Annotated in this window: 29 protein-coding genes; 16 read left to right on the top strand and 13 right to left on the bottom strand. The window is 71.3% G+C overall.

All coding sequences use genetic code 11. From position 1 onward, the window contains the following. Positions 1 to 38: 38 nt before the first annotated feature. The 13 genes from AC3ET3_RS22070 to AC3ET3_RS22010 form a co-directional block, all read right to left on the bottom strand. Positions 39 to 788 carry a glycosyltransferase family 2 protein gene (locus AC3ET3_RS22070; RefSeq protein WP_079088142.1) on the bottom strand — a complete coding sequence of 250 codons (750 nt, stop codon included), beginning with the start codon at positions 786 to 788 and terminating at the stop codon, positions 39 to 41. 706 nt (positions 789 to 1,494) lie between these two features. Further along, positions 1,495 to 2,493, bottom strand: coding sequence for a DUF8094 domain-containing protein (locus tag AC3ET3_RS22065; protein ID WP_488191835.1), 999 nt, complete (start codon positions 2,491 to 2,493; stop codon positions 1,495 to 1,497). A gap of 84 nt (positions 2,494 to 2,577) precedes the next feature. Further along, positions 2,578 to 3,351: a hypothetical protein gene (locus tag AC3ET3_RS22060; RefSeq protein WP_435612726.1), complete on the bottom strand. Its 774-nt coding sequence runs from the start codon at positions 3,349 to 3,351 to the stop codon at positions 2,578 to 2,580. A gap of 30 nt (positions 3,352 to 3,381) precedes the next feature. Next, the gene (locus AC3ET3_RS22055; protein ID WP_435612725.1) at positions 3,382 to 4,308 is read right to left on the bottom strand and encodes a hypothetical protein; all 927 of its coding nucleotides are present in this window, start codon (positions 4,306 to 4,308) and stop codon (positions 3,382 to 3,384) included. Next, positions 4,298 to 4,546, bottom strand: a complete 249-nt coding sequence (locus tag AC3ET3_RS22050; RefSeq protein ID WP_435612724.1) for a hypothetical protein — start codon at positions 4,544 to 4,546, stop codon at positions 4,298 to 4,300. The genes AC3ET3_RS22055 and AC3ET3_RS22050 overlap by 11 nt, the downstream gene beginning before the upstream one ends. Before the next feature lie 106 nt (positions 4,547 to 4,652). Next, positions 4,653 to 4,913, bottom strand: a complete 261-nt coding sequence (locus tag AC3ET3_RS22045) for a hypothetical protein (protein ID WP_006143170.1) — start codon at positions 4,911 to 4,913, stop codon at positions 4,653 to 4,655. Between the two features lie 333 nt (positions 4,914 to 5,246). Then, positions 5,247 to 6,761, bottom strand: a complete 1,515-nt coding sequence (locus AC3ET3_RS22040) for an ATP-binding protein (protein WP_435612723.1) — start codon at positions 6,759 to 6,761, stop codon at positions 5,247 to 5,249. 28 nt (positions 6,762 to 6,789) lie between these two features. After that, on the bottom strand, positions 6,790 to 7,242 hold the full coding sequence (locus AC3ET3_RS22035) for a DUF6238 family protein (RefSeq protein WP_435612722.1): 453 nt from the start codon (positions 7,240 to 7,242) through the stop codon (positions 6,790 to 6,792). Positions 7,243 to 7,297: 55 nt separating this feature from the next. Continuing rightward, the gene (locus tag AC3ET3_RS22030) at positions 7,298 to 8,770 is read right to left on the bottom strand and encodes an SCO6880 family protein (RefSeq protein ID WP_404733350.1); all 1,473 of its coding nucleotides are present in this window, start codon (positions 8,768 to 8,770) and stop codon (positions 7,298 to 7,300) included. A gap of 81 nt (positions 8,771 to 8,851) precedes the next feature. Further along, positions 8,852 to 10,234, bottom strand: coding sequence for an SCO6881 family protein (locus AC3ET3_RS22025; RefSeq protein WP_435612721.1), 1,383 nt, complete (start codon positions 10,232 to 10,234; stop codon positions 8,852 to 8,854). Positions 10,235 to 10,271: 37 nt separating this feature from the next. Then, a complete protein-coding gene (locus tag AC3ET3_RS22020; protein ID WP_435612720.1) occupies positions 10,272 to 10,967 on the bottom strand; it encodes a dihydrolipoyllysine-residue succinyltransferase component of 2-oxoglutarate dehydrogenase complex in 696 nt (231 codons plus the stop codon). After that, positions 10,967 to 11,281, bottom strand: a complete 315-nt coding sequence (locus tag AC3ET3_RS22015; protein ID WP_006143162.1) for a DUF6112 family protein — start codon at positions 11,279 to 11,281, stop codon at positions 10,967 to 10,969. The genes AC3ET3_RS22020 and AC3ET3_RS22015 overlap by 1 nt, the downstream gene beginning before the upstream one ends. 148 nt (positions 11,282 to 11,429) lie before the next feature. Beyond that, entirely contained in the window at positions 11,430 to 12,563 is a 1,134-nt protein-coding gene (locus AC3ET3_RS22010) for a C40 family peptidase (RefSeq protein ID WP_435612719.1), read from the bottom strand. Positions 12,564 to 13,078: 515 nt separating this feature from the next. Here AC3ET3_RS22010 and AC3ET3_RS22005 point away from each other — a divergent pair. The 16 genes from AC3ET3_RS22005 to AC3ET3_RS21930 all read left to right on the top strand — a co-directional run bounded on the left by AC3ET3_RS22005 (position 13,079) and on the right by AC3ET3_RS21930 (position 24,654). Then, positions 13,079 to 13,834: a DNA-methyltransferase gene (locus tag AC3ET3_RS22005; RefSeq protein ID WP_435612718.1), complete on the top strand. Its 756-nt coding sequence runs from the start codon at positions 13,079 to 13,081 to the stop codon at positions 13,832 to 13,834. A 253-nt stretch (positions 13,835 to 14,087) separates the two neighbouring features. After that, complete coding sequence (locus AC3ET3_RS22000) at positions 14,088 to 14,630, top strand: DUF4913 domain-containing protein (RefSeq protein WP_061915836.1); 543 nt, start codon at positions 14,088 to 14,090, stop codon at positions 14,628 to 14,630. Next, positions 14,627 to 15,112, top strand: a complete 486-nt coding sequence (locus AC3ET3_RS21995; protein ID WP_061915839.1) for a hypothetical protein — start codon at positions 14,627 to 14,629, stop codon at positions 15,110 to 15,112. The genes AC3ET3_RS22000 and AC3ET3_RS21995 overlap by 4 nt, the downstream gene beginning before the upstream one ends. 18 nt (positions 15,113 to 15,130) lie before the next feature. Beyond that, positions 15,131 to 15,829: a hypothetical protein gene (locus AC3ET3_RS21990; RefSeq protein WP_435612717.1), complete on the top strand. Its 699-nt coding sequence runs from the start codon at positions 15,131 to 15,133 to the stop codon at positions 15,827 to 15,829. Between the two features lie 16 nt (positions 15,830 to 15,845). Further along, positions 15,846 to 16,586: a hypothetical protein gene (locus tag AC3ET3_RS21985; protein WP_145870817.1), complete on the top strand. Its 741-nt coding sequence runs from the start codon at positions 15,846 to 15,848 to the stop codon at positions 16,584 to 16,586. 147 nt (positions 16,587 to 16,733) lie between these two features. Further along, positions 16,734 to 17,060 carry an SH3 domain-containing protein gene (locus tag AC3ET3_RS21980; protein ID WP_435612716.1) on the top strand — a complete coding sequence of 109 codons (327 nt, stop codon included), beginning with the start codon at positions 16,734 to 16,736 and terminating at the stop codon, positions 17,058 to 17,060. A gap of 95 nt (positions 17,061 to 17,155) precedes the next feature. Next, positions 17,156 to 17,638 carry a hypothetical protein gene (locus AC3ET3_RS21975; protein ID WP_435612715.1) on the top strand — a complete coding sequence of 161 codons (483 nt, stop codon included), beginning with the start codon at positions 17,156 to 17,158 and terminating at the stop codon, positions 17,636 to 17,638. Beyond that, on the top strand, positions 17,635 to 18,078 hold the full coding sequence (locus tag AC3ET3_RS21970; RefSeq protein WP_435612714.1) for a hypothetical protein: 444 nt from the start codon (positions 17,635 to 17,637) through the stop codon (positions 18,076 to 18,078). Before AC3ET3_RS21975 ends, AC3ET3_RS21970 begins: the two co-directional genes overlap by 4 nt. A gap of 10 nt (positions 18,079 to 18,088) precedes the next feature. After that, entirely contained in the window at positions 18,089 to 18,502 is a 414-nt protein-coding gene (locus AC3ET3_RS21965; protein ID WP_006143149.1) for a hypothetical protein, read from the top strand. Positions 18,503 to 18,544: 42 nt separating this feature from the next. Then, positions 18,545 to 19,387 carry a winged helix-turn-helix transcriptional regulator gene (locus AC3ET3_RS21960; protein ID WP_435612713.1) on the top strand — a complete coding sequence of 281 codons (843 nt, stop codon included), beginning with the start codon at positions 18,545 to 18,547 and terminating at the stop codon, positions 19,385 to 19,387. Further along, positions 19,384 to 19,887: a regulator gene (locus tag AC3ET3_RS21955; protein WP_435612712.1), complete on the top strand. Its 504-nt coding sequence runs from the start codon at positions 19,384 to 19,386 to the stop codon at positions 19,885 to 19,887. Before AC3ET3_RS21960 ends, AC3ET3_RS21955 begins: the two co-directional genes overlap by 4 nt. Next, positions 19,884 to 21,119: an MFS transporter gene (locus tag AC3ET3_RS21950; protein WP_435612711.1), complete on the top strand. Its 1,236-nt coding sequence runs from the start codon at positions 19,884 to 19,886 to the stop codon at positions 21,117 to 21,119. The genes AC3ET3_RS21955 and AC3ET3_RS21950 overlap by 4 nt, the downstream gene beginning before the upstream one ends. 32 nt (positions 21,120 to 21,151) lie before the next feature. Next, positions 21,152 to 21,454 carry a hypothetical protein gene (locus AC3ET3_RS21945; protein WP_040896681.1) on the top strand — a complete coding sequence of 101 codons (303 nt, stop codon included), beginning with the start codon at positions 21,152 to 21,154 and terminating at the stop codon, positions 21,452 to 21,454. A gap of 214 nt (positions 21,455 to 21,668) precedes the next feature. Then, positions 21,669 to 22,895, top strand: a complete 1,227-nt coding sequence (locus tag AC3ET3_RS21940; protein WP_435612759.1) for an ATP-grasp domain-containing protein — start codon at positions 21,669 to 21,671, stop codon at positions 22,893 to 22,895. Continuing rightward, a complete protein-coding gene (locus tag AC3ET3_RS21935) occupies positions 22,892 to 24,037 on the top strand; it encodes an MFS transporter (protein WP_435612710.1) in 1,146 nt (381 codons plus the stop codon). Before AC3ET3_RS21940 ends, AC3ET3_RS21935 begins: the two co-directional genes overlap by 4 nt. Further along, positions 24,034 to 24,654 (top strand): HAD family hydrolase, encoded by a 621-nt coding sequence (locus AC3ET3_RS21930; protein WP_435612709.1) that lies wholly within the window; start codon positions 24,034 to 24,036, stop codon positions 24,652 to 24,654. The genes AC3ET3_RS21935 and AC3ET3_RS21930 overlap by 4 nt, the downstream gene beginning before the upstream one ends. Positions 24,655 to 24,656 lie beyond the last annotated feature (2 nt).

Raw genomic sequence — 24,656 nt, 5'->3', positions numbered from 1 at the left:
ACTGAACGTTGCCAATGCTCATGATCACGCGGAAATGCTCACGAATTCGCGGATCCTAGAAGGTCCTCGCCGTGCAGGACGGAGCGCAGGCTGCGGCCGTACGCCCAGGCGTGCTCGCGGGCCGCCACCTCCAGCTGGTCGTATCCGACCTGGGCGGTCATCTGCCCGTTCCACTTGCGGTACCTGTACACGGGCACTGGCAGCAGGATCCCGCGCGCGAGCGCGGTGACGCCGAGGGCTGCGCAGTAGTCCTCGCCCTGGACGAGGCCGCCCATCGGCGCGGCGCGCACGAGGTCGGTGCGGGCGAGGATCGTGGTCGGCCCGATGGGGATGGTGTCCGCCGGCGACTTCCAGTACGTCCACACGTCGCCGGCCTCGTGCCGGCCGGGCGGCGTTGGACAGCGCCACAGGGTGGTCGAGCCGTCGGGGTAGTGGTCCTCGCTCCAGCCCGCACACCAGCCGACCCCGGTCGACTCCAGGGTGTTCAGCCGTACGGCCATCGCATCGTCGGTGAACTCGTCATCGTCATCCGCCCAGTTGGTGTACGGGGTGCGTACGTGGTTCAGGGCCAGGTTGCGGGCGCAGGCGGCGCCGACCGGCCGGGGCAGCGACAGGGTGCGAACGCGGGCATCCTGTGCGAGCGGGGCCGGCAGGCGGTCGGGCGAGGCACCGTCGAGTGCGATCACGGCCTCCCACGGCACGGACTGCCGGGTCAGGCTCGCGTGCATGGCGGTCAGGTAGTCGAGCCGGTCTTCGCGCAGGCGGCTGGCGATGACGACGGTGATCAGGGGCGTGGTGTGCGGGGGCAGGGAAGGCTCCGGGAAGACGAGGGAAAGCTAGCGGCGGGCGGTGGGGCGAGAGGGGCTGGCCTTCGCCGGGGCTGCGGCAGGAGCGCTCGGAGTCGGCGTGCTGCGCGATGCCCGGATAGCGGGCGGGGAGTCGAGGGAGGACCAGGCCGCCGGGTGGTCGCCTGAAGGCGGTGCGCGGGTCGATGGACCAGCTCACGATGGGGCCGATGTCCTCGTGCAGGAGGCTGATCACCTCGACGCCCTCCTTGTGCAGGACGTACCCCCACTGCATGTCCTGGTCGTCGGCGGTCTCGTCGGTGACCGACATGCGTACCGGCGGCGAGCCGTCCGGGGTGACCAGGTGGTCGAGGGTTCGGCTGGGCCAGTGCTCGCCGCCGGTCAGCGCGGTCACTAGTGCGGGCGGGGCATCGTCGAGGAGATCGGTGCCGAGTTCGTCCCAGCCGACGGCGACGTCGTCGATGAGGTGCCGGCACATGGCCTCGATGTCGCGTCCGAACTTGTACTGGTAGGCGGCCAGGAGGAGGGGGAGGTGGTGGCTGGGCACGCCGTCGAGCTGGACGTGGATGCCGGTGTAGCCCGTGCCGACGGTGGGGCGGGCGATGAAGGAGCGAGTGGACAGGGAGCTCTCCGCAGCAAGCAGGGGGCGGGAAATGTTCGGCGGCCATCAGGTAGCGCGCGGGTGCGTCTATACGCGGTCTGACCAGGACGAGACCGGCGGGCCGGAGGCATCGGTGCGGGCACACGTGTAGCCGATCAGCCGGGACGGGGCGGCCTTCGCGGGGACAGCGGCGGCGTCGTTGCACACGAACGTGTACCTGATGGAGGTGCGGGACACGTCGTGGAGCCAGGCCCGGTCCTCCTTGCCCGGGTTGATCTGCAGGCCGGAGTGCGCGACGGCGTCGGTCTGCGTGTGCATGTGGGAGAAGAGAACCAGCGCGCCGCCGTCGGCGGTCTTGAGAGCGTAGGCGTCCGTGTAGCGGTTGGCGGCGCCGGCGAAGACGGTGGTGCCCTGGTCCCCGAAACGGGTGCCGGTCTTGTCGTGGACCTCGATCTGCCGCTTGCTCGCCGTGGTCGGCGTGAAGACCTTCGTCCCGGTGTGCGTGCCGCCGGTGGCGAAGTTGTCGAGCACCGCGGCACGCAAAACGCCGACGTCGGCGGCGAGGTGCTTGTTGCCGTCGGCGGCGACGGCCGTTGCGTACCCGTCGTGGTCGAGTGCGATGTCCGGCAGTTTCGGGCTGTCGAGGTCGACGACGGAGACCAGCTCCCAGCGCTTGTGCTGGGGTCGTTCCGCGAACACCGCCAGACGCGAGGGGGCCTTTTCCTTGTCGTCTGAGAGCGCGGCGGCGAACCAGCGGTCCTGTCCAGCGGCCAGGCGCGGGATGTACAGCTTGGCGCTGGCGGTGTCGTAGGACCAGGGCTTGTAGGGCGTGCGGTCGGCCGCGGGCAGCCCCTCGGTCTCGGTGTAGTCCGAGACGGACATGGCATACAGCGGGCCGTCCTCGATGGTGTCGAGCAGGGCGCGGTTGCGGTCGGCGTTGGCCTCGTTGTTGATCTGCGAGTAGTGGGTGATGACGGCGCGGGCCTGGGCGGCGCTGAGGGCAGGTGCCGGCTGCGGCGCGCTGCTGGCGCTGGGCGTCTGCTTGGCGACAGCGGTTTCGTCGTCGGCACAGCCGGTGAGGGCCAGGGCGAGGCAGGCGGCGCCGGCGAGCAGCGGCAGGGTGCGGCGGGTGATGCGGATGGAGACTCCAAGGTCTGGGGGCGGGGCGGGTCAGCGCGTACGGCGGATCGGGGACGCGGCCTTCGCTGACGCCGGCGGAAGGGCGGCGCTGGTGGTGGGCGCCGAGTGGCGCAGGTTCACGCCGATGCCCTGGGCGGTGAGTTGCTGGACCACGGCGTGGACGCGAAGGGCGCGACCGGTGTCCCCGTAGGCGGTGGGCAGGAGGAACGCTGCTTGGTGCGGGTGGTACTGGAAGCCGTGGGCGTACAGCGTCATGCGGGCATCGACCGGCACGCTCTCGTACGGCGCGCCGAGGGCGCCGTCGCTGTAGAGGGTCAGCGTGAGGACCTGGTCGACCTGTGGCGGTTGGGGCCGGTGCGGTGGCTGGGGCTGGTGCGCCGCGTTGTTGAGGACGGCCTGCAGGGCTTCTTCGTAGCGGGGCAGCAGCCGCCGGGCGACTCGTGCTGCCGCGCGTGCGGGGTCCTTGGGAACGGCGATGCCGTTGGGTTCCTCGACTCCGGCGAAGTGGCGGGGCTTGATGTGCGTGCTGTCGGGTGCGAGCGGGGCGACGACGAACTGGTGCAGAAAGCGGGGGCGGTCGGCCACGTACAGCCTCTGGTCGGCCGGCCCGTGGAGCACGGCGTCGTGGGTGAGGACGTACTGGCTGACGACGTAGTCGACGTGGCCGGTGTCCCAGAGCTGTTCGGTGCGGGGGAACTGGTCCGCGTACTGCGAGTGGCGCTGGTACTGGCTGGTCCAGGTGCCGGGCAGGCGCGCGGAAAGGGCGGCGGCGAAGGCGGCCAGGTCGGTGCGGAGTGAAGTCATGTGTTCCGGGAGGGAAGCGGTGGTCCGGGGTCAGCGCGTGTGCCGCGGCTGTGCCGGCGGGAGCACTCGCGGGGGCAGGGACGGTGTACGGGCCGGGCTGGAGGGCAGGCGCGGTGCCGACGCGAGCGGAGTGAGGGCCCGCATCCTGTCCTCGGCCACGTGCAGGACCTCTCCGAGGTTGCGGATCTCGGCGGCGGCGTCGGCGAGGTCGTACGACAGGTCGAAGCCGTCGTCCTCCTCCGCTTCCTTGGCCTTCTCCCCGGCTGCTTCGAAGAACTCGCCGAGCTGCGCCAGCAGTCCGTCGGTGGGCTCCAGGATCTGGTGCAGCAGGGCAGCGGCATCCGTATGCGACTCCGCTCCGTTGAGCCGGTCGGTCAGAGCGCGCAGCGCGTCGCCGTAGACGTAGATGGGAGCGTCGTCGGATGTGCCGGGGACGCCCTGGGCCTGGGGCGGGGGCGTCGGCTGGGCTGAGTGCACGTGTGGGCTTTCGCCGGGCAGGACGGGGTGCGGCAGCAGTCCGAGCTTGGCCAGGCGGTGGTTGATCGCCTCGATCAGGGGCTGGGCGCTGCCGCCGTGGCGGGCTTCGGGCCGCTGAGGAGCGCCGGGGTCGTCGGAGGGGGCCGAGTCGTAGAGGACCTCGAACAGCGACGGGTCGTCGGGGTGCTCACGCGTCGCGATCCAGCCCTCGGGGTCTCCGGGCGGGCGCTCGGAGGACGGCTCCTGCGGCGGACCGATGATCAGGTAACTGTCGTCGGGGAGAGAGACGCGCACGATGTAGGCGCTGAGGCCGAACTCGATGTCGCACTGCAGGCCGCGCGCCCGCAGCGGCGTGGTGATGTGCGCGTGGCGACGCCACAGCTCCTGCCACCACGGGGTGTCCACGTTGCGGTGGTCGGGAAGCGGTGCGAGCGAGGCAACGCGGCGGGAGTCTGGGGTGCTCGCTTCGTCAGCGGCCACGGTTCCTCCCGCGGGAGGAGGCGGGAGATCGGTGCGGTGGAGGCGTCCGTCCAGTGGGGGTGACTCCCGGCTGCGACTCCTGACTGAAGCCGAGTTCGTACTCGTCGTGGGTGGCGATCAGGTCGTGTTCCATCTGGGCGTCCTGGTCGGCGACCTGTGCCATGAGGTCGTCGACTTCGGCTCGGCGTTGGTGGTATTCGGCCCATTCGGTGGCGTTCAGGTGAGGGGGACGTTTCAAGAGGACTCCGTGTGCAGGCGGTGGCGGTGCCGTGTCGATCAACAGTGGTGGTCCCTCGGGATCGCGTTTGCGAGAGTCGGGCGGGACTGGAACCGCAGAAAGAGAGCTATCGGCGGGGTGCGGTACCGGGGGACGGAGGAGCGGGCGGGACGCCTGCGCTGGCCCCAGGCTGGCCGCCGGTCGGTGTCGCGGGGGTGGGAGCCGGGTCGTAGGCGGCGCGCAGCCTGCTCAGGCCGGCCTCGTCGGCGAGGGCCAGGACCGACAGCGCCCGGCTGGCCGCCGTCATCAGCAGGTTTGAGGGAGATCCCTTGGCCGCACCGCGGTTCTCCCGCCGCCACCGGGCGGCGGCGACGAGGTAGTCGCTCACGGCGCGCAGTGCAGGTTCGGCGGCGTCCAGGACGTGGTCGGTGACTGCTTCGATCTCTGCCGGAGTCTGAGCCGCGGCGAGGGCGTCCAGGTAGGGGGTGAGATCAGGTGCGGGCCACGGCTGGTCCGGCAGCGGATGCGCGTCGCGGAAGGGCTGCGCGTCGCGTCGCGCCCACCGCTTCAGGTCGCCGCGGGTGGCGAGGTTGTACCGGGCGGCGTGGATCTGGTCGGCGTCGCGGCCGACGTTGTCGTACAGGTCGAAGTCCGGGTCACGCGGGGAGATGCGAGAGTCCTTCGATGGGGTGTTGTCAGGATTCGTGAACTAGACGCTTTTTCAATGCATTCGGGCGTCGGTGTCGAAGAGCGCCAGCTCGTTGGGATGCAGCAGGTGCTGGACGATGAAGGATCTGCCAGCGACTTTCCACAGACCACGGCCCCGGTTGAGGTGCGCGATGGCGTCCATTTCCACAGAGGTCAGGCCGAGCAGGGCGGCGGCGGCGTGGAGTTGGTCGGTCTCCTGGCGGTAGATGATCCGGGTGCTGCAGTCGGCGAGGAGGCCCTCGGCGAGGGCGCGGCCTTGTGATCCGGCGTCGCCGGCGGTGAGCAGGTCGGACAGCCGGTGGATCACCATGAGGTTGGCGATACCGAGGCCGCGGCTGAGCTTCCACTGGGCCTGCATCCGCTGCAGCAGGCCGACGTGCCGCATCAGTCGCCACGCCTCGTCGTACACGATCCAGCGCCGGCCGCCGTTCAGGTCGGAGAGGGCGGACTCCATCCAGGCACTTGCGCAGGTCATGGCCAGGACGAGGGCGGTGTCGTCGCCGGATCCGCCGAGGCGGGACAGGTCGATGGTGAGCATCGGCGCGTGCGGGTCGAAGGCGACGGTGGATGGGGCGTCGAACATGCCGGCCAGGTCACCGTGGACGAGGCGGCGCATCGCGTGGGCCAGGTCGCGGGCGGCGTCGCCGAGCTGGCCGGACATCACGCCGGCGGCTTCGTCGAGCGCACTGGGGGTGTTGAGGGTGGCGGCGACGTCGCCGAGGAGCGGGGTGCGGCCGGTGGCGGCGGCGCGGGTGACGACGGCGTCGAGGGCGACGTCGAGGGCGGTGTGCTCCATGGGCATCAGGTCCCGGCCCAGGACGGTCCGGGCGAGGGAGCCGAGCAGGAGCAGGCGCCGTTTGCGGATCTCGCCGACCCAGTCGGCCTCTGTGACGCTGTCCGGTCGCGGGGCCGCGTCCAGGGGGTTCAGGCGTCCGGGCAGTCCGGGGCCGAGAGCGACGGACCGGCCGCCGAGGGCTTGAGCCACCGGTGTCCACTCGCCCTTGGGATCGCACGGGACGTAGACGCGGTAGCCGAAGGCCACCGAACGCAGCGCGAAGGACTTGGCGAGCGCGCTCTTGCCCTGGCCGATCACCCCAGCGAGCAGGAGGTTGGGGTTGGTGAAGCCCTCGACCTTGCCGTACAGCGCGAACGGATCGAAGACGAACGATGCCTCGGCGTGCACGTCGCGGCCGATGTAGATGCCCTCGGCGCCGAGCCCGCCTTCGGCGAGGAAGGGGTAGGCGCCGGCGGCCACGGCGGTGGTCATGCGGTGGGCGGGCAGCTTCAGCCGGTTGTTGCGGGCGGAGGCGGGCCCGGGGCGTCCGCTCGGGGGGTAGAGCGGAGCGGGCATCTCGTGCTCGGCGGGTGTGCTCTCTGCCTGGTGGGCGCTGGCTTCGGCGCGGGCCTTGGCGGTGGCTTCGGCGAGCTGGCGGCGGGCTGCCTTGCGGCTGGCCCGGTCGGTGCCGTGCGGGGTGAACAGCGGGCTGGCGGAGGCGCGGCGGGCGCGGCGAGCGGGCCGGTGACTCATCGGGGGCCCTCGATTCTGCGGGTGGTGCTCATCGCACGCAGGACGTGGTGTGCGGGCGGAGGTCGGTGGGGGTGGTCTTGCGCCGGATGCTGTGCCCGGCGGCGAGGTGGCGTTGGCAGATGGTCAGCACGGGCGGCCCTTCGGGCAGCCGTTCCGGATGGCACGCGCTCGTCTCGGTGTCTGCCTGCGCTGGGTTGCCGGGCAGCAGGTGGAAGGCGGCGTGGATCTCGGTGGTGGCCTGCCACAACCGGGTGTGCGCGGTGGCGAGGTGGCGGCCTGCTGCAGGATGCGGGGGCCGCGTTACCTCAGCCAACTGGTCGATGAGCCGGTGTAGTTCGGTGAGGTGGGCGTGGAGGGTGTCGAGGTGGCCGCGATCCGGGGGCGCGGCACGGTTGAGGGCACGAGCGTGGTGGCGGACGCCTGCGGTGGCGGCCCGAAGGTAGGGGTGCGCGTCGGGCTCGCTGGGACGGGGAGGGATCAATGGGAGGTCCTTGCCGCCAAAGAGGCGGGAGCGGGGTGCGGGGGCGAACTGGCAGCTACAGGGTGGTGCGGGCGAGGGGAAGTGCGGCGACGGCGAACGCGTCGGGCTGCTGGTAGTTCAGCCGTCGCAGGTCGACGCCCGAGGTGACGGCGTGGGTCTCGATCTGGGCGCAGGCGGCGTCCAGGAGGGCGTCGGTCTCGGCGGTGACGGTGACGAGGCCGGTCAGGGCCACGTCCGCGTGCCCGGCGATGAGCTGGCGCTCACGCTGCTTGACGTCGGCGTACTCGACGGAGTCTTCCTCGCTGTCGACCTGCCCGCGGCGTGCGCGCTCGTTGGCGTCGGCGATGATCGCGGCCTTCTTGCGCTGGACGTCCCGCAGCGCGGACTCGAGCCCCTGCGGCACGTAGATGAGGGACAGGCTGCGCCGCACGCCGGCCGTGAACATGAGGCCGTGCATGAAGCCGGCGTTCGTCTCGGTGCGGGGCCAGTTCTCCACCCAGTACGTGGCGTGTCGCGCGCTGTCGGTGGCGAGGCGGTCGTACTCCTCGACCTGGACGACGGGACCTGAGGCTGCGGGATCGGCCTCGGCGCGGCCGGTGTCGGACCACTGCTGGAGTGCGGCCAGGGCCCCCGGGTCGTAGGCGGTGCGGATGACGGCAGCGATCTCCCGCGCGGTCAGCCAGCCGGTGACCATCAGTCCGGCGTTGCGGGCCGCCTGGGCGATGGACGCGGTGGTCTGCTCCATGACGGTGAACGCCCCGGGCAGCCCGCCGCCAGCCTGCGAGATCAGCCGCCGGGCGGCCTTCAGATCGAGGGAGATGGCGAGGTAGGTCTCATGAGGTGCGGCGGCGGGACCGGCCGAGGCGACCAGTTCGGAGTAGATCTGTCCGGCGACCGGTGTCTGGGGCTGCCCGTTCTGAGCCCAGTGGCGGGAGAGGGTGTCGCCGCTGTCGGGGACGGTGCGTTCCAGCACCTGCACGGTGGCGATGTGCCCGGTGCGGGCGATGCCCGCGAGCGCGCGTCCCCAGCTGCCCACATTGTGGGTCTGGGTGGCGGGGTCGAGGAGGGCGAAGGCGCGGCTGCTGACCCGGGCGATGGCGGTCAGGGTCTGCCGGTGCGGGTCGTGCACGGCCGCGGCGCCGTTGGCGGAGTCGCCGGGTGTGACCACCTTGAGGGAGGCGGCCGTGCCGGGCAGGTGGAGGATGCCATCCTGCCGGGGCCGGGTGACGGGCCGGGCGAGCCAGAGCGTCTGGCCGGTGCGTCGGCGCTGTGCGTAGCGGGTGACGATCGGCGCCCAGTCGATCAGGGAGCGTCCGTGCCGACGGATCACCACGAGCGCACCGGAAGCCGCCCACAGCGGTGCCAGGGCGACGGCGCCGACCAGCCCGGTGGAGACCACCGTCATCAGCAGCAGCGCCAGCGTGCAGGAAACAAGGACGAGTTGCGGCAGGGAGAGGCCGAGGAGGATGCCGCGGCGGGACCGGTGCGGAAACTTCACCGTGACCGGAGCGACGGAGAGATCAGTCAAGGGGCGGGTCCTGAAGACGCGGGCGGAAACCCGGGGGCGGGGGTGCAGTACACGTCCCGCCCCCGGTAGACGGACAGGGGATCAGAGGCCGGTCGCAGGCGGCGGCGGTGAGGCCGTCCCGCTGGGCGTGGCGTTCTGTGCCCCAGGGGACGGCGGTGCGCCCTGCGGCGGCGGGGTCGTGGTCGGCGGCACTGACTGCCAGCCGCCTTGCTGGCCGGACGCGGCGCTCACGCCGGATCCACCCGGCCCCGGGCTGCCGCCCACCTGGCCGCTGGTGTCATCCGACACGCTCGTCGGCGCGGGCTGGACGGCCTTCTCCAGGCCGGACTTCATGGCACCGCCACCGGGCGAGCCGCCCGTTCCGCCACCCTGCGAAGCGTCCTTGCCGCCGCCGCTGTCGCCGGTCGGGTTGGCGGCGATGTCGCCGGGGAATCCGCCTCCGCCTGCGGCGTCGGGGCCTTGCGCGGCGGCGACACCCGCTCCGGCTGCCGCGCCGCCGGTTCCGGCGGTGGCGGCTGCTGCCGCGGCCTTGCGGGCGACGTTCTCGGCGTGGGCCTTGGCGATCTGCGCTCCTGCGCCGCCGGCGCGGTGGATGGACTCGCCGTCGGTGCCGTCGGCCGCCCAGTGCACGAACTTGAAGACGGCATAGGGGCACAGCAGCACCAGGATCATGATCACGATGCCGGACATGACGTCGGCGAGGGCGGCGATGCCGTCGGTGGCGTCGGTCTTGCCCATGGCGGCGATGCCGAGCACGAAGATCACAGTCATCAGCAGCTTGCTGACGACGAGGGTGGCGGTGGCTTCGATCCAGCCCTTGCGCCAGCGGCGTGCGACTTCCCAGCCGCCGCCGGCGGACGCGAAGACGGCCAGGGTGACCATGACGAGGATGCCGACCTTGCGGACCATCATCACGCACCAGTAGAGGAAGGCGCCGATGGCGGCGCCGAGACCGACGACGACCGGGACGAGCCAGCCGAGTCCGGCCAGGGACCCGATCTGGCTGACCTTCACGATGCGGCGCACGGCCGACTCGATGCTCAGGTGCGCGGTCTTGAACAGGCCGTCGCTGACGGCGTCGACGACTTCGACGGCGACCGTGGTCAGGGCGATGGCGCAGAACGCGAACAGGACCCCTGACATGGTGCCGGTGAACGCCTGGGTGAGGGCTTGTCCGTCGCGTCTGACGGCGGCCCGGACGAGCTGCGCGCAGAAGGTGGCGACCAGCAGGACCAGGCCCAACGGCAGCAGCATCTCGTAGTTGTCGCGGAACCATCCGGCGTTCAGGTCGACCCTCGTGGTGGTGTTGACCGCCTTGGTGGCCAAGTCGGCCGCTGCCGCAGCCAGCTCACCTGCGGACTTCGCCATCCAGTCACCGATGGCCTTGCCAGGGTCCGAGGCGAAATCGACCGCGTCGCCGACGGCACAGAGCTTGTCCGCCAGGGGGTAATCACAGAAACCCACGGGGAATTACTCCTCCTTATATCGTGTCAGGCGCGGGTCACTGCGTGACGCTCGGAGCGATGGCGGCCAGGGCACAGTCGTGGCCGGGGCGGCACTGCACGGCGAGGGTCACGGCGCGGTCCTCGGCTCCGCCGCCGCCCTTTTTCCAGGCGATCTGCTGCGTGCCGTTGACGGTGACGACGTAGACGTACGCCTCGGTGATCGCCGAGGGGTCCTCGGCGAGGGCCTGCTTGAACGCGCCCGGGTAGTGGCCTTCGGTGACGCGGGCGGTGGCGTGCTGGTCCTGGTCGGCCATCCGCGACCACAGCAACGGATCAGGGACCTGGCCGGAGACGGACGCCCAGTCGGCGTAGGCGGGCTCTTTGGTCATCCACGGGCGCATGCCGGCGAGCTGCTGGTCGCGGCTGGTCTCGCGGGTGTCGTAGGACCACAGCATCTGGGCTGCTGCCTTGGCGTACGCGACCGGCTCGGCGATCTGCGGAGGCTTGGGCACGGAACCGGAGTCGGCCTCGGGTTTCGGGGCGGGGGCCTCGGAGGAGGACGGGCTGTGCGTCGCGGCCGGCCCGGCAGCGGTCGGATCCCGGTGGGCGTTGCCGCTGCCGGACAGCCAGGCGACGGCTGCGGCGATGGTGAGCAGGACGGTGACGACCAGAGCGACGATGGCGACGCGCCGGTTGGCCGACCAGCCGACGCCGTAAGAGGACAGCGAGAGGGTGGGCAATCGGTTCCGCATCAGTGAACCTGCGAGCCGAGGGTGGAGAAGAACGCGACGATTCCGTTCGCGGCGCCGAGGCCGAGGGCGGCGCCCGCGGCGACGACGGCGCCCTTCTTGCCGTTGGCCTCGGCCTGGTGGCCACCGGTGTGGTGGCCCCAGGCCCACACGCCGAGCGAGACCGCGAGGGCACCGACGACGGCGATGATCCCGAACATGTTGATGCTGTTGACGACGTTCTTCAGCACGCTCAGGCCGGGCAGGCCGCCGCCCTTGGGCGAGATCCCTGGGTCGTAGGCGAGCTGGATGACGCGGTCTGCGAGAGGGAGGGACATAGGTGTGGCGGGGCTCCTTGCATACGCGGGCCAGACGAGGGGCCGGCGAGAAGAGGGGAAGCAAAGGGGGGGCGGGGAGATGCGCGCGGGGCGCGGAAGATCGCCGTGACCGGCCGGCCTGTCCGGAGCGGTGTCCGGGCGGGTGGCGTCAGATGACGCGGCGGGCGGCGAGAATCGTCCAGTCCTTGATCGGGGTGATCCGGACCGGCTTGGTGGTGCGCGGTGCCTCGATCACGAGGCCCTCGCCGATGTACATGCCGACGTGCTCGGGACGGCTCGCGGTGCCGCGGCTGAAGATGAGGTCACCGGGCTTGAGTTGGGCGGGCGAGACCGCCTTGCCCTCGTTGACCTGCGTGTACGTGGTGCGGGAGAGGGTGACGCCGGCGTGTGCGTACGCCTGCTGCATCAGCGAGCTGCAGTCGCAGCGGCCCATCGGGTCGGGGCCGTGGGCGTTGGTGCAGGATCCGCCCCACTGGTAGAGGGTGCCGAGCTGGTGCATCGCCCACTCGATGGCGTTGCGTGCCTTCGGGTCGGCGTCCTTGGGGATCTTGTATCCCTTCGGGACGCTGCCCTCGGGGATCGGGCCGAAGCCGGAGCCGTCCTGGCCTGGAGCGCAGCCGGTAGTGCCGGCTCCCGGGTCCTTGCCTGGGTTCGGCTCCTTGGCGTCCTTGTTGTTGCCGGCGCCGGGGAAGGTCTTGGCGATGGCTTCCTGCAGCGCGGTGGCCAGGTGCTCCCACTGCGCGTAGGCGTCCGGCAAGCCGGACTGCTGGACGGCTTGGGCGGCCTGGGTGACGGTCATCTGCTGCCACCCGTGCACCTTGAGCAGGTGCTTGTAGAACTGCTCGCTCGCGTACGTCGGGTCACGGATCTGCTCGGCGGTGCCCCAGCCCTGGGAGGGACGCTGCTGGAACAACCCAAGGCTGTCCCTGTCGCCGTAGTTGAGGTTGCGCAGCCTCGACTCCTGCATCGCCGTGGCGAGCGCGATGACCTGGCCCTTCTTGGGGACGTCGAGGCTGATACCGGTGGCCACGATCGTCTGGGCATTGGGCACCTGCTCGGCGGGCAGGTCCAGGCCCTCGACGTGGACGTTCTTGCCGGACGCCCCGTCGAGGATCTTGGTGACCTGCTCGGCGACCTTGCCGGTGTTGATGTCGTTCAGGCAGATGAGGAAGCTGCTGCTGCTTTGAACGGCGTTTGCGGAGGACGCCATCATCATGCCGGTGCCGGCGAGCAGAAGCGGGGAGAGGAAGACGACGCCGATGCCGGCGGCGAGCGCCTTCAACCGGAGCGGACCGCTCGTGGGTCAGCGAGGTCGGGCAGGGGTGGGTAGCGAGACGTCATGAGCGTGTCCTTCGGGGGTGCGGTGTCCGGCGTGCCGCGTGCGCGAGGCGTGGTGGAAGGGCGCGGCGGCCGGGGTGGGCGATCAAGGCGGACCGATGTGGGGCGAGTTGCCGCTCGCTCCCAGCTGGCCGGGCCGTGAGCTAGGTGTGCCGGGGCAAGGGGGTACCTCCGTGAGGTGTGGCGGGGGAGTAGCCAGCGGCGGTGTGCGCCGGGCGGTTCAAAAACAGTAGATGCGGATTGGCGGTTGACCAAAAAGCTGGCGCGAGGTGCCGGAATCCGGCACCCTCGCACGGCACTTCTTGGTCGTCGGCGGATTCGCCTCTACAGTTTTTGGACTCCCCTCGCCTCCTCGGTCTGCGGCCCTGGGCTTCTGCACGCCCACTTCCGGCCTGCGAGGACTCCTGTGCGAGGCGGCTAGTTCCCACCGTGAATCCGCACCCGAATAGGGGCCCCTCTTTGCCTTTTTCCCTTCACCAGGGCGACGCCCTTGCCGTTCTCTCCGGCCTTCCGGACGGCTGCGTCGACTCCGTCATCACCGACCCGCCGTACAACAGCGGTGGCCGGACCGCGAAGGAGCGCACCACCCGCTCCGCGAAGCAGAAGTACACCTCCGCCGATGCCAAGAACGACCTCGCAGACTTCACCGGCGAGAACATGGACCAGAGGTCCTACGCGTTCTGGCTGACGCAGATCATGACCGAAGCGCACCGTCTGACGAAGACCGGCGGGACCGCGCTGCTGTTCACCGACTGGCGTCAGCTCCCGACGACGACGGACGCGATCCAGGCCGCCGGGTGGCTGTGGCGCGGTGTGCTGGCCTGGCACAAGCCGCAGGCCAGGCCGCAGAAGGGCCGGTTCACCCAGAACTGCGAATTCATCGTCTGGGCGTCGAAGGGGGCGATCGACGGCTCCCGGAACCCGGTCTATCTGCCCGGCATGTACTCGGCGTCGCAGCCCTCGGGCGCGCAGCGCCGGCACATCACGCAGAAGCCGGTCGAGGTGATGCGCGAGCTGGTCAAGATCAGCCCCGAGGGCGGCACGGTCCTCGACTTCTGCGCCGGCTCCGGCTCCACGGGCGTGGCCGCTCTGCTGGAAGGCCGGGACTTCATCGGCGTGGAGAAGACCGAGCACTACGCGTCGATCGCGGCCGACCGGCTCACCGAGACGATCCGCGAAACCCTCAAACAGGACGACGTGGACCTTACCGGCTGAGCCCCGTCCTTGCCTGCTGCCAAGGCGACCGGCTCCCCAAGCGTAGCCGCCGGCGCAATACCGCCGCAGTGGCCGTGCAGCTCGCCGGATGGGCCGCGCGCAGACGCTTCCGTCCTTTTCTCATCCCGTGTCTCGTAGGAGGCCGAGCTTTTCAATGCCCGAATCAACAAAGTCGCCTGACGATGGCGAGTTGGAGCCGGTTCGTATTCCGGATCGACAGCTGGAGGGAATCGAGGCGAGCGTGCGGCGGCTCATGGAGCAGTCGGCGCAACAGGCTCAGCAGCTCGACCACCTCGCGTCCGCCCCGCCGCCCAGCGGATCACCGTTCGCCGCCTTCGGTATGCCAGGACTCGGCGGGCCGCCTCCCGCCGCTCCACCGGAGCCCCGCCCGATCCTGGAACTCGACGGAGAAGAACGCGAGGACGAACTCGACGCCCTGTCCGACTGGGTGGATGACTTCTTCCTCCCGGTGTACGGGGCGGAGGTCACCACCGCGGCACCCTGGTGCCTGCAGTGGCAGGAGCACGACGACGTCGTGGCCTGGCTCCACGCCCTATGGCTCGCCTACCAGCAGCACAAGGATCCCGAAGCCGGGCTGTCCGGCCTGTTCGTGTGGCACCGGGACTTCCTCACCCACGCCGTCGCGGCGATCCGCGCGCCGGGTGGGCCGCTGTCGGCCTGCATGACCTCGCCCGACCGGCCCGCGCACCGCCTTCTGCCCGGTCCGCCGCCGTCCGTGCGCACGGAGACGGCGAACACGACACAAGCCGCCGAACCGGACGAGCCGACGTCATGACCGCGGGAGCGGGACAGCCCGCCTTCGGACTCAGTTTCGACCCCCGCGCGCTGACCGATCTCCTCCAGGCCCCCAGCGACATCCGCGACCTCACCCTCGCCTACCTGCAGGAAGTCGTGAACGCGCAGCGCTTCGGTCTGCGTCTCGACGGTGACCTGGAGGGATTCCGGAAGCTGTTCGTGGACTCGCGCAAGGACTGGCGCGTCGTCTACGGCGTCCGCCCGGCACCCGCGGAGTCCGCGCATCCCAAGGAGATCCACGTCGTCGCCATCCGGCCGCGAGCAGGCAACGACGTCTACGACGAGGTCGGCCGCCGCCTGGGGATGACCCGCCGGCCGCTGAGCGCCCGCACCCACGCGGCACGCTCGCGTTCCCCGCAGCTGACCACCCGCGCTCCCGTGCCCCGGCCCGGTCCGCCGCCCACCGCACTGCCGGGGCTGCCCCGTCCCGCCCCAAACCCCGCGCACCATCACACCCGCTGAACGCACCGAGGTCCGCCTATGCCCCCTCCACCCGCGCCGACACCAGGTCGGCGCGCGGTCTCCCCGCTCGACCACCGCCTCCAAGCCGTCACCGGGCACGACATCGACACCCTGTGGGCCTACCGCGACCGCGGCGTCCTCGACGAGCAGCACGCCCACCTGGCCGACCGGCACCGTGAACTGGCCAAGGCCCAGACCAGCGTCACCTTCTACCTCCGGCTCCTCAACCGCCTGTCCAGCGGCGAGTTCGACGTCGACAGCGCCCTGTTCACGCGCATCGACCGCACCGTGGACCAGCTGGAGGAGGCCGCCGCCGCGCGGGACGCCGCCGCCCGGGCGGTGCTCGCCGCCCTGGAGCCCATCGAAGCCGCAGCGGCGGCTTCCGCGCCCGACGCACGGCAGCTCTCGACGGATGACCAGGCGGCGCTGCTCGCCATCGCCGGCGGCGCCAAGCTCTACGAACACCTGCTGACCGGCCGGATGTCCGTGACAGCCGCCTCCGGTACCCGCATCCCCCACGCCAAGCTGCAGCAGTTGGAGGACGCCGGCCTGGTCGTCCGGGACACCGGCCACCCCGTGCACGCAGGCCAGCCGGTCGCGCTCACCGACGCCGGACGGGCCGCGCTGTTCGCCGCCCGCCGGGCTCCCACGGTGCAGGCGCCGAAGGTCTCGGCTCGCCCCGGCGCATCGCGGCCCACCCCGGCGCAGCGGCGCTGACTTCACCGGAAGGCTCTTGTTGTCTCCCACTGACCCGGCGCCGGACCGGAAGTCCATCCCCCAAGTCGACTTCAATCTGGACGACCTCGACGCCGACGAGGAGAAGTACCTCGACTTCTACCGCAAGGTCGCCGTCCACGAGGACATGCTCGTTCCCCTCGCCGAACACCACGACGGCCCGCACAGCTACTACGTCCTGTTCGACCGCACCGCCACCTGGGGACACCCCGGCATGCCGCAGGTGCTCGCCGTGCATCTGCAACGGGACCACGAGAAGCGGACGTTCAGCTTCGAGCATGCCCCTCTGCCGCTGCCCGCGATGGCGCAGTCCTGGCTCATCCACCGTGGCTGTCCGTCCGATGCCATCGCCCTCGCCCCACTGGGCCCGCCGCCAGCGGACGAGGCCACGCGCGCGCTGGAGTTGCGCCTCGCCGGCGACGGCGACCACTACGCCATGGGCTACTCCTACACCAGCGACGACCCGGACGACATGGTCATCGTCGTGGCCCTGCGTGCCCTGGACGAGCGAGCTCCCTCGCCGTTCCGCGTCGTGGTTGAAGAGGTCGACACCGAGACGTGGACGCACACCCTGCGCGAGGGCGGCTTCGACACGCTCGGCGAGGCACTGCAGTGGTGCGACGACCGCCTCGCGGGCGAGGCCGGCCCTCTTCCGCCGGTCCGCCCGGCAGCCGCAGTTAGCCGCCCGGCCGGCTTGCCGAAGGCTCCTGCCCCGCGCCCGCCCGGCCGCTCACGCTGAGCGTCAAAGCCGACCAGGGCGGCGCAACATAGCCGACGATCGCCGGTTAGCCAAACCGGCGAATATCCGGACTCTTATACAGCCGCCGGGACAACACCCGCGGCACCTTCCCCGCAATCCCTATGCCTTCACGGAGGTTTCTTCCGCATGCGCTCCACCCGAATTGCCATATCCGCAGCCATGCTCGGCGCACTCGCTCTGCCTGTGCTGTCCGCCACCACCGCCAGCGCGACCCCCGCGAGCAGCTGCTCGTCCCAGCCGCCGCTGCCGTACGAGGTACACACCAAGGCCGTGACCATCCGGTCCAAGGCCACCACGAAGTCCACCGCGCTCGGCGTGCTCTACAAGAACCACAAGTTCACCGTGCACAGGAAGAGCGGCAACTGGCTCTACATCACGGACAAGACCACCGGGGTCAAGGGCTGGGTCTCCGGCACGTACGTCTACCGCGACGTCCGAATGTGCCTGGACTGACAGAGCCCAGCAGGTGCCCGTAAGCGGCTCAGCCACCGGGTACGGCAGCCCCTCCCACCCCAGGGATCGGCCTTTCCAGAACAGGAGATTTCCCTTTGCCCGATAGCATATCCGATGAGTCTGAGGATGTCGTGGGCGTGCTCACCGAACGGATCGAAGCGCGCTTCGACATGGGCATGAACCAGTTGAAGGCCGCGGTCGCCGCCGCGCCGACCGCGAATCCCGATGCCAGCGACGTCGTCAAGTGGCATGGCCTTCTCGTCGAGGCCCAGTCCGTGCTGGAGCGTGCGGAGGACGACCTCCTCGCTGCGCTGCAAACCCAGCCCAGCGAGATCGACGATCCGACGATGGGCCTCGCCCACCGGGTGAACGCGGCCGTCACCGCCCGCGACGGCCGAGCCATGGTCGTGCGCTGGCTCCTCGACCCGGACGCCCCGGGGAAGAAGGACCTCGCCGCCCAGCGCCTCGCCCGCCTCCGGCCCCGAACCGGCCCGGCGGTGCAGACCAGCGCTCCCCACCGGCCCGCCGGCACAGCCGCACCGGCATCGGCGTGGCGGCCGGCAAGGACCGCCCGATGAGCCGGGACAAGGCCAGCACCATGGACGCCGACCTGCAGAAGGTCTTCGGCAACCCGCTACCCGAGCTGTACGAGACGGCTGCCAGCCCAGGTGCCTCGCCCGCGCTCGCCCGTGCCCTGGAGCTGCGTTCGTTCCTGGCGCTCACCGAGGAGCAGGTCGCCCGCGTCCGCGACCGCGTCCACGCCGACATGGACCCGGACCGCGACATGGGCGAACTGTCGGCGGACAAGCTCCGCTTCGACGCGCAGTGGCTGGAAGCCGCACTGGAGGCCCGCGAAGGCTACCGCGCCGCCCTCGGCGGACTGCTGCGCACCATGCCCCCGCCTGCCCAGCAGGCTCGGCCCGTACGAACGGCTCAGCTCAGGGCCACCGCAACCCTGCCCCCGTCTGCCGCCCCGGCACCGCAGCGTGCCGGGGCGGCCCGGGCCCGCCGACCGTGAAAGCCCACGCTTGCCCCACCTCACGTCCACCGACATAGCCGGACGGATCGAGGACTTGTACGGCGCGCCGCTCGCCGACCTCGAAGCCCACGCCCAGGACCAGCCGCCCGGCATGCTCTCCGCCCTGCTCGGCATGCACGACGACCTCGCCCTCGCCGAGCGCAGCATCGACGTCCACCGCGACCACCTCGCCCGGCTCATCCACCCCGAGCGGCAGATCGACCCGCACGAGGTCTCCCACCTCCTCGACGGTGCACGCCGGCTCGCCGAAGCCGTCGCCGTCCGCGACGTCCAGGCCAAGTCGGTCGCCGCCGTCCTGCAGAGCCTGGCCCGCGTCCCGGCCCCGACGCCTGCCCCGCCGGCTCCCTCGCCGTCCGTTCCAGCTCCGCCTCTACCGGTGCCGAGCCCGGCACACAGCCGCTGACCCAGGCGATCTCTCTCTTTCCTTCACCCAGGAGTTCCTCCCTTGGCCATCACCGCTCTGCCCCCTGACACCGACGCCGACATCGCCCGGGTCACCGAGGCCCTCGCCATGATCACCCCACGCTGGAACGTGAGGATCCTCCTGGCCCTCTCCGGCCCGCCGCTGCGCTACAGCGAGCTGGCGGCCAAGGTGTCCTGGCTGCAGAACGGCCAGCTCCACCCCAAGCTCAAGTCTCTGTGCGACGCCGGACTCGTCGAACGCACCGAACACACCGCACGGCACGTGAGCTACCGCCACACCGAACGTGGCGCGGCCCTGCTGCCGGTCCTGCCGGTGATCGTCACCTGGGCCGAGGAACACCTGGAGAAGGCGGACGGTCCGCTGCCCGCGATCGAGCAGATCGAGGACAGCCTCACCCTGCTCACCCGGCGCCACGCCGCCGCCATCCTGTGGGTGCTCAAGTCCCGACAGGAGGTCAGCGGCCGGGCTCTGGCCCGGATCGTGATGCCCAGCAGCGACTGGACCAACATTTATCCGCCGCTGCGGCAGCTCGTCGCCGACGGCCTGGTCGACACCGACGGCATCGGCCAGCCCTACCGGCTGTCCGCAGCCGGCGACGGCCTTGGCCCCGTGCTCGGCGCCCTGTCCGCCTGGTCCGCCGGGCAGAGCCTCGACCAGGCGGCCCAACACCCGGTCTGGGGACACCCGCAGGCGAAGCCCGCGCCGAGGCCGTGGCTCAGCAGCCAGCCACGGCCGACCCCCGCGGCGCTCCCACCCGCTCGCACGACCGCATCCTCTCCGGCGTGGCACCACCGCGATCTCTTCTCGCACGCTACGACCGCCCGCCCGAAGGCAGCCATCCCGGCGGGAGGCCCGCGCCGATGAGCACCCCCTTCACCCCTGCCGAAGTACGCCACGCCGTCGAACTTCTCGCCTCGCGCTCCTTGATCCGCCTGGTCACCGAGATCGACGACAACGGCGCCATACCGCCGCGACGGCTGGCCGGCACCCTACCCGACCTCTCCACGCACCAACTGCGAAGCGCCTCCGACACGGCCCGCGCCCACGGCCTCGTCCGGATCGCACCCGGCTCCGGTCTCGAACTTACCGAGGCAGGAGCGGAGTTGACCGACCTGTACGACGCGATGGCTCGCTGGGCCCGGCGTCACGCCGTCCCGGCCCCAGTCTGCGAGTTCAGCCGCCGTATCCGGTACGTCCTCGACCTTTTGGCACCGTCGCTCTCCACCGAGCGCGCCGACGCTCTCTCTCCGCTGACCGGCGACGGTGCCGAGGCGGGGCTGGCCCGTCCCCGCACCCTCCTGATCCAGTGGCTGGCCGACAACCCCCAGGTGGCCAGGGTGCCCGAGCCTGAGCCGGTCGCGTGAGCGCAGCGGTCACACCGCGGCACGCACGCCACACCGGCGGGCTGATGCGCAGCATCTACCTGCCGCGCACGGCGGACGCGTTGGCGTTCGCGATGTCCACCTACGGCATCCCGCTGCTTGTCCTAGCCACGACGCGATCCGCTGCGCTGACGGGCGCCGCCTTCGCCCTGGAGTGGATTCCGCGGCTGGCTGCGTTCGGATGGGCCGGCTCGGTCGTTGACCGGCGCGGTGCCTCGGTGGTCTTCCACCTTGCCTCCCTGGGGAGGGCGCTGGCCCTCGCCGCTGGCGCGGTCCTGCTCCACCTCCACCCGTCCGGCACCGTGGCGAGCGCGACCGTGATGGTGCTGGCGGCGACGACCGGCGTGCTCACCGAGTTCAGCTATATCGCCGCCGAGACCGCGGGCGCCGCCGCCGGACGGCGAGCAGGACGGCGGGCCCACCGCGTCCAGGCCGTCCTGCTCGGCATCGACCAGACCGCAACCATGGCCGGGCCAGCGCTCGCCGCAGTGCTCCTGCTCGCCGGGCCGCCGCCGATGCTCGCAATGATCAGCGTGCTCTCGCTGCTGGCTGCCATGCTCGCCCTGCGCACCCCGCCCTCGCCCGTGGCACCGGCCCGCGCGCCGAAGGGACAGTCCAGCGCCGGACTGCTCACCGGGTGGCGCACCATCCGCTCGCTGCCCGCGCTCGGCTGGCTCGTGACCGGGCTGACCCTGTCCAACCTCGCCACCGGCCTTCTCCAAGCGGCCGGCCCCGTGATCGTCGTCAAGCACTTCGGGCAGTCCACCACCGCCGTCGGCCTCGTCTGGTCCGCCGCTGCCGCAGCGACGCTCCTCAGCGTCACATTCTGCCGGTTTGCGATCGACCGCCTCGGTCTGTGGCCGGTCGGCGCCGCCTGCGCCGCCCTCGCCTCACTCGGCTGTCTCGCCGCCGCCCAGGCCCCCGACTACCGGTCCTACCTCGTCCTAGTCGCGGTCCTCATGGCGGGCGAAGGAGGCATGACGGTCGTCCTGCGCACCCTGCGCTCCCGCCTGATCCCTCCGGAGAAGTTCGGCAGCACCCTGTCGGCGACCATCCTCATCCTCCTGCTGCCCTTCCCCGTCGCCGGCGTACTCACCGCGCTCGCCCCGCCCGACGCACTGGGACACGTCATCACCGCATGCGCCGCCCTGCAGGCCATCGGCCTGTTCTGCTCCTTCGCCCGCCTTCGCACCGATCCCGTCCTGCGCACCTGACCCTGCTGCGTCCTCAGCCTGTGGAGAACTTCATGTCTATCGCCGCCCTCGGATCGCACCGCGCGACCGGTCGCACCATCACCGAGCAGTTCCACGCCTTCGACGCCCACAACCCGAACGTCTACCGGGCCCTGGAACGCATGGCCGCCCGCCGTCTGGCCTCCGGCGCCACACGCGTCGGCGTGAAGGACCTCTTCGAGGACCTGCGCCGCCAACTCCCGTACGGGGTCGCCGGGCTGAACAACAACTTCACCGCCCTCTACGCCCGTCGGCTGATCAGCGAAAACCCGCACTGGGCTGCGGCGTTCGAGTTGCGCCGCCGTCGTGCCGACTGACAGCTCTCGGTTTCCTCCCGCCTAAGCATCCTCGGCCGGCACCGACTTCGCCGCTCTGCTCCGCCGGCCCCGCTCGCGGCGGCTGCTCGCCGGACACTCAGCGGCCCTGCGCCGCCGAGGGCCGCCGTCCACATATCCCTGCCCCCCTCTTTAGATTCTGAGGAGCCTGTTCTTGCCCGACCGTCCTGTCGTCCTGGTCGTCGCCGCATCCGACATGGAGGCCGAGGCGTACCGCGGGTACTGCCTTCAGTCCGTGGCCGCCGTCTACGACGTCGTCCTGATCACCGGCGAAGAGCCCTCGTGGGAGACGCCGTACCTGCGGGACTGCGTGGTCGTGTCCGATCCGACCGACCAGGCGGCGCTGTCCGCCGCCGGCCGGGACCTGGCCGACCGCTACGACCTTGCCGGCGTGTTCACCTGGACCGAGTGGTACCTCGTCCCGGTCGCCCGCCTCGCCCGCCAGCTCGGCCTGCCCACCACTGCCCCGGAAGCCATGCAGGCATGCCGCAACAAAGCCACCTCCCGTACGTTGTTCGCCCGGCACGGGGTTCCGTCGGCAGCCTCGGTGAGCGTGCGCACGCGTGCCGAGGCCCAGGTGGCGGCCGAGCGGATCGGCTACCCGGTCGTGCTGAAGCCCGCCGCGCACGCGGCCAGCATCGGGGTGATCCGCGCCGACACCCCCGAACAGCTCACCGCCGCCTTCGCGTTCGCCGACCAGGCGGCCGGGCTGGGACTCGAGTCCACCAGCGTGCTGGTGGAGGAGTATCTCGACGGACCCGAGGTGTCGGCCGAGTGTGTCACCTACGGCGGTGAGACCACCGTGGTGGCCGTCACCCGCAAGACGGTCAGCGCCCCGCCGTATTTCGAGGAACTGGCCCACTCGGTCGACGCCGCCGACCCACTGCTCGACGTGGTCGCACCGGCGGCACGCGCCGCGATCCACGCCCTGGGAATCACCGACGGCGTCTCCCATGTCGAGATGCGGCTGGTCGACGGCCGGCCGCGGCTGGTCGAGGTCAACGGCCGGATCGCCGGTGACATGATCGGCCATCTCGTCCAGCTCGCCACCGGCATCGACCTGCCGCGCACCGCCGCCGACATCGCCTGCGGCCGTGCCCCCGACCTCACCCCGACCCGGTCCTCGGCCGCCGCGATGCTGCTGCTCTACCCTGACACCTCCGGCACCTTGCTCCGCCTCGGATTCGACGGCGTCAGCCCGCGCTGGTTGGAACGCGTGCACTTCCAGCACCAGGTCGGCGACCAGCTGCTCCTCCCGGCCGACGGCGGCAACATGTTCACCGCCCGTATCGGCTACCTGATCACCACCGCGCCCACCGCGGACCTCGCACAGGCCCGCGCCAAGCAGGCTGTGCGCCATCTGCAGGTCGCCCTGGTGCCGCACACGGCCGACGAGCCTGCTGCGGGTGGCCGCCCCGCATGACCCGCGCCGACGCTTCCGTGCGCCGCAGCCGTGTCCTGCTGACCAGCTACTTCCTCGGCCTGGGCGTGGTGATGGCGGTCTGGGGCGCCCGGATGCCGGCCGTCCAGCACGCCGCTCACCTCACCACCGCCGGCCTGTCGCTCGTCCTGCTCGCCGCCGCTGTCGGCATGGTTGCCGGACTGCAGGCCGGCGGCCGACTCGCCCGGCCCGACCGACTTCCCCTGCTTCTGATTGGCGGAGCTGTCGCACTGGGAGCGGCTCTCGCCGTGCTGGGGCAGTGCCGGACGCTGACCTCACTACTCGCGGCGGCTGTCACCTTCGGTGCCGCGCACGGTGTCCTGGACGTCGCCGCCAATACCGCGGCGGTTCGCTGCCAGAACGCCGCCAGCCGGCCGGTCATGTCCTCCCTGCACGCCGCGTACTCGATCGGTGCCCTGGGCGGTGCCGCCATGGCCGCTGCCACTGCGCGCACAGCCCACAGCGCCTTGTTTATGGCCACCGGCCTCGCGCTGACCGCGACCGTGCTCGTCGCCGGGCCGCGCACCCTCGCGCTGAGCGGCGCCGACCAGCCCAAGCTGCCGGAGCCCCAGGGGGCCGGTCAGGGCCGGGCGGGAGGTGTGTGGCTGTTGGGTGCGCTGGCGGCTGCGAGCCTGCTGGGGGAGGGGGCGGCGGCCGACTGGGCCGCAGTGCACCTGCACACGCTGCACGCCACATCCGCCCTCAGCGCGACAGCGTCTGCCCTCTACAGCATGGGCATGGCGATCGGCCGGCTCACCGGCGACTGGCTCACGACCCGCTTCGGCGCTCCTGCCGTGGTCCGCACCGGCGCTGCGCTCGCCGCCGGCGGACTGACCACCGGCGTCCTGGTCGGCAGCGTGCTTGCGGCGCTGGCCGGCTGGGCGGTCTTCGGGCTCGGCCTGTCCAGCACCGTCCCCTCCCTGATCACCGCCGCCGGCAGACACGGCCCGAGGGCCGTCGCCACGGTCTCCGTCACCGGCTACCTCGGCCTCCTCGCCGGCCCCGCCGTCATCGGCGCCCTCGCCAGCGCCACCACCTTGCCCACGGCCCTGCTGCTGCCCGCGCTCCTCGCAGCCGCTCTCGCCGCCCTCACCCGCCGAGCCCTGGAGAACACCGCCCCTTGACCCGCCCCACCGGCCCCGACGCCGTCATCCTTGACTACAACGGCGTCCTCGGCCTGCAGCCCACCCGCGCCCAGTGGCTACGGCTGGCCCGTACCGCTTCCTGGCCCGAAGACGATCTCGCAGCATTCCAGCGCGTCTTCTGGAACGCCCGCGACCTCTACGACGCCGGCCAGCTCAGCGACCTGGCGTACTGGGCCCGCGTCCTCGGCTTCCATCCGGGCCCCCGCCTGTTGCGCGAACTCCTCGCCGCAGACACCGACATGTGGACCGCGACCGACGAGGGCGTCCTGTCCGTCCCGCGCTGCGCCCATGCCACCGGACTGCCGATGGTGCTGTTGTCCAACGCACCCACCCACCTCAGTACGGTGCTGGACACTTACGACTGGCGCCGAATGATGACCCAGGCGCTCTACTCGGCCCGCCTGCAGCTGTGCAAGCCCGACCCGGCTATCTACCAGCAGGCGCTGGCGGCCACCGGGGCCGGTGATCCACGACGTGTCCTGTTCGTGGACGACCGCCCCGACAACTGCCAGGCCGCCGCCCGCTTGGGCCTTCGCACGCTGCACTACACCGGCTCGACCGACGCCCTACGAGCAGCTTTGCTGCCCGCTGACTGACT

The organism is Streptomyces sp. bgisy159, from assembly GCF_057707805.1.
The sequence above is the reverse complement of the archived record's forward strand: the minus strand, read 5'-3'. Positions and strand labels throughout refer to the sequence as shown.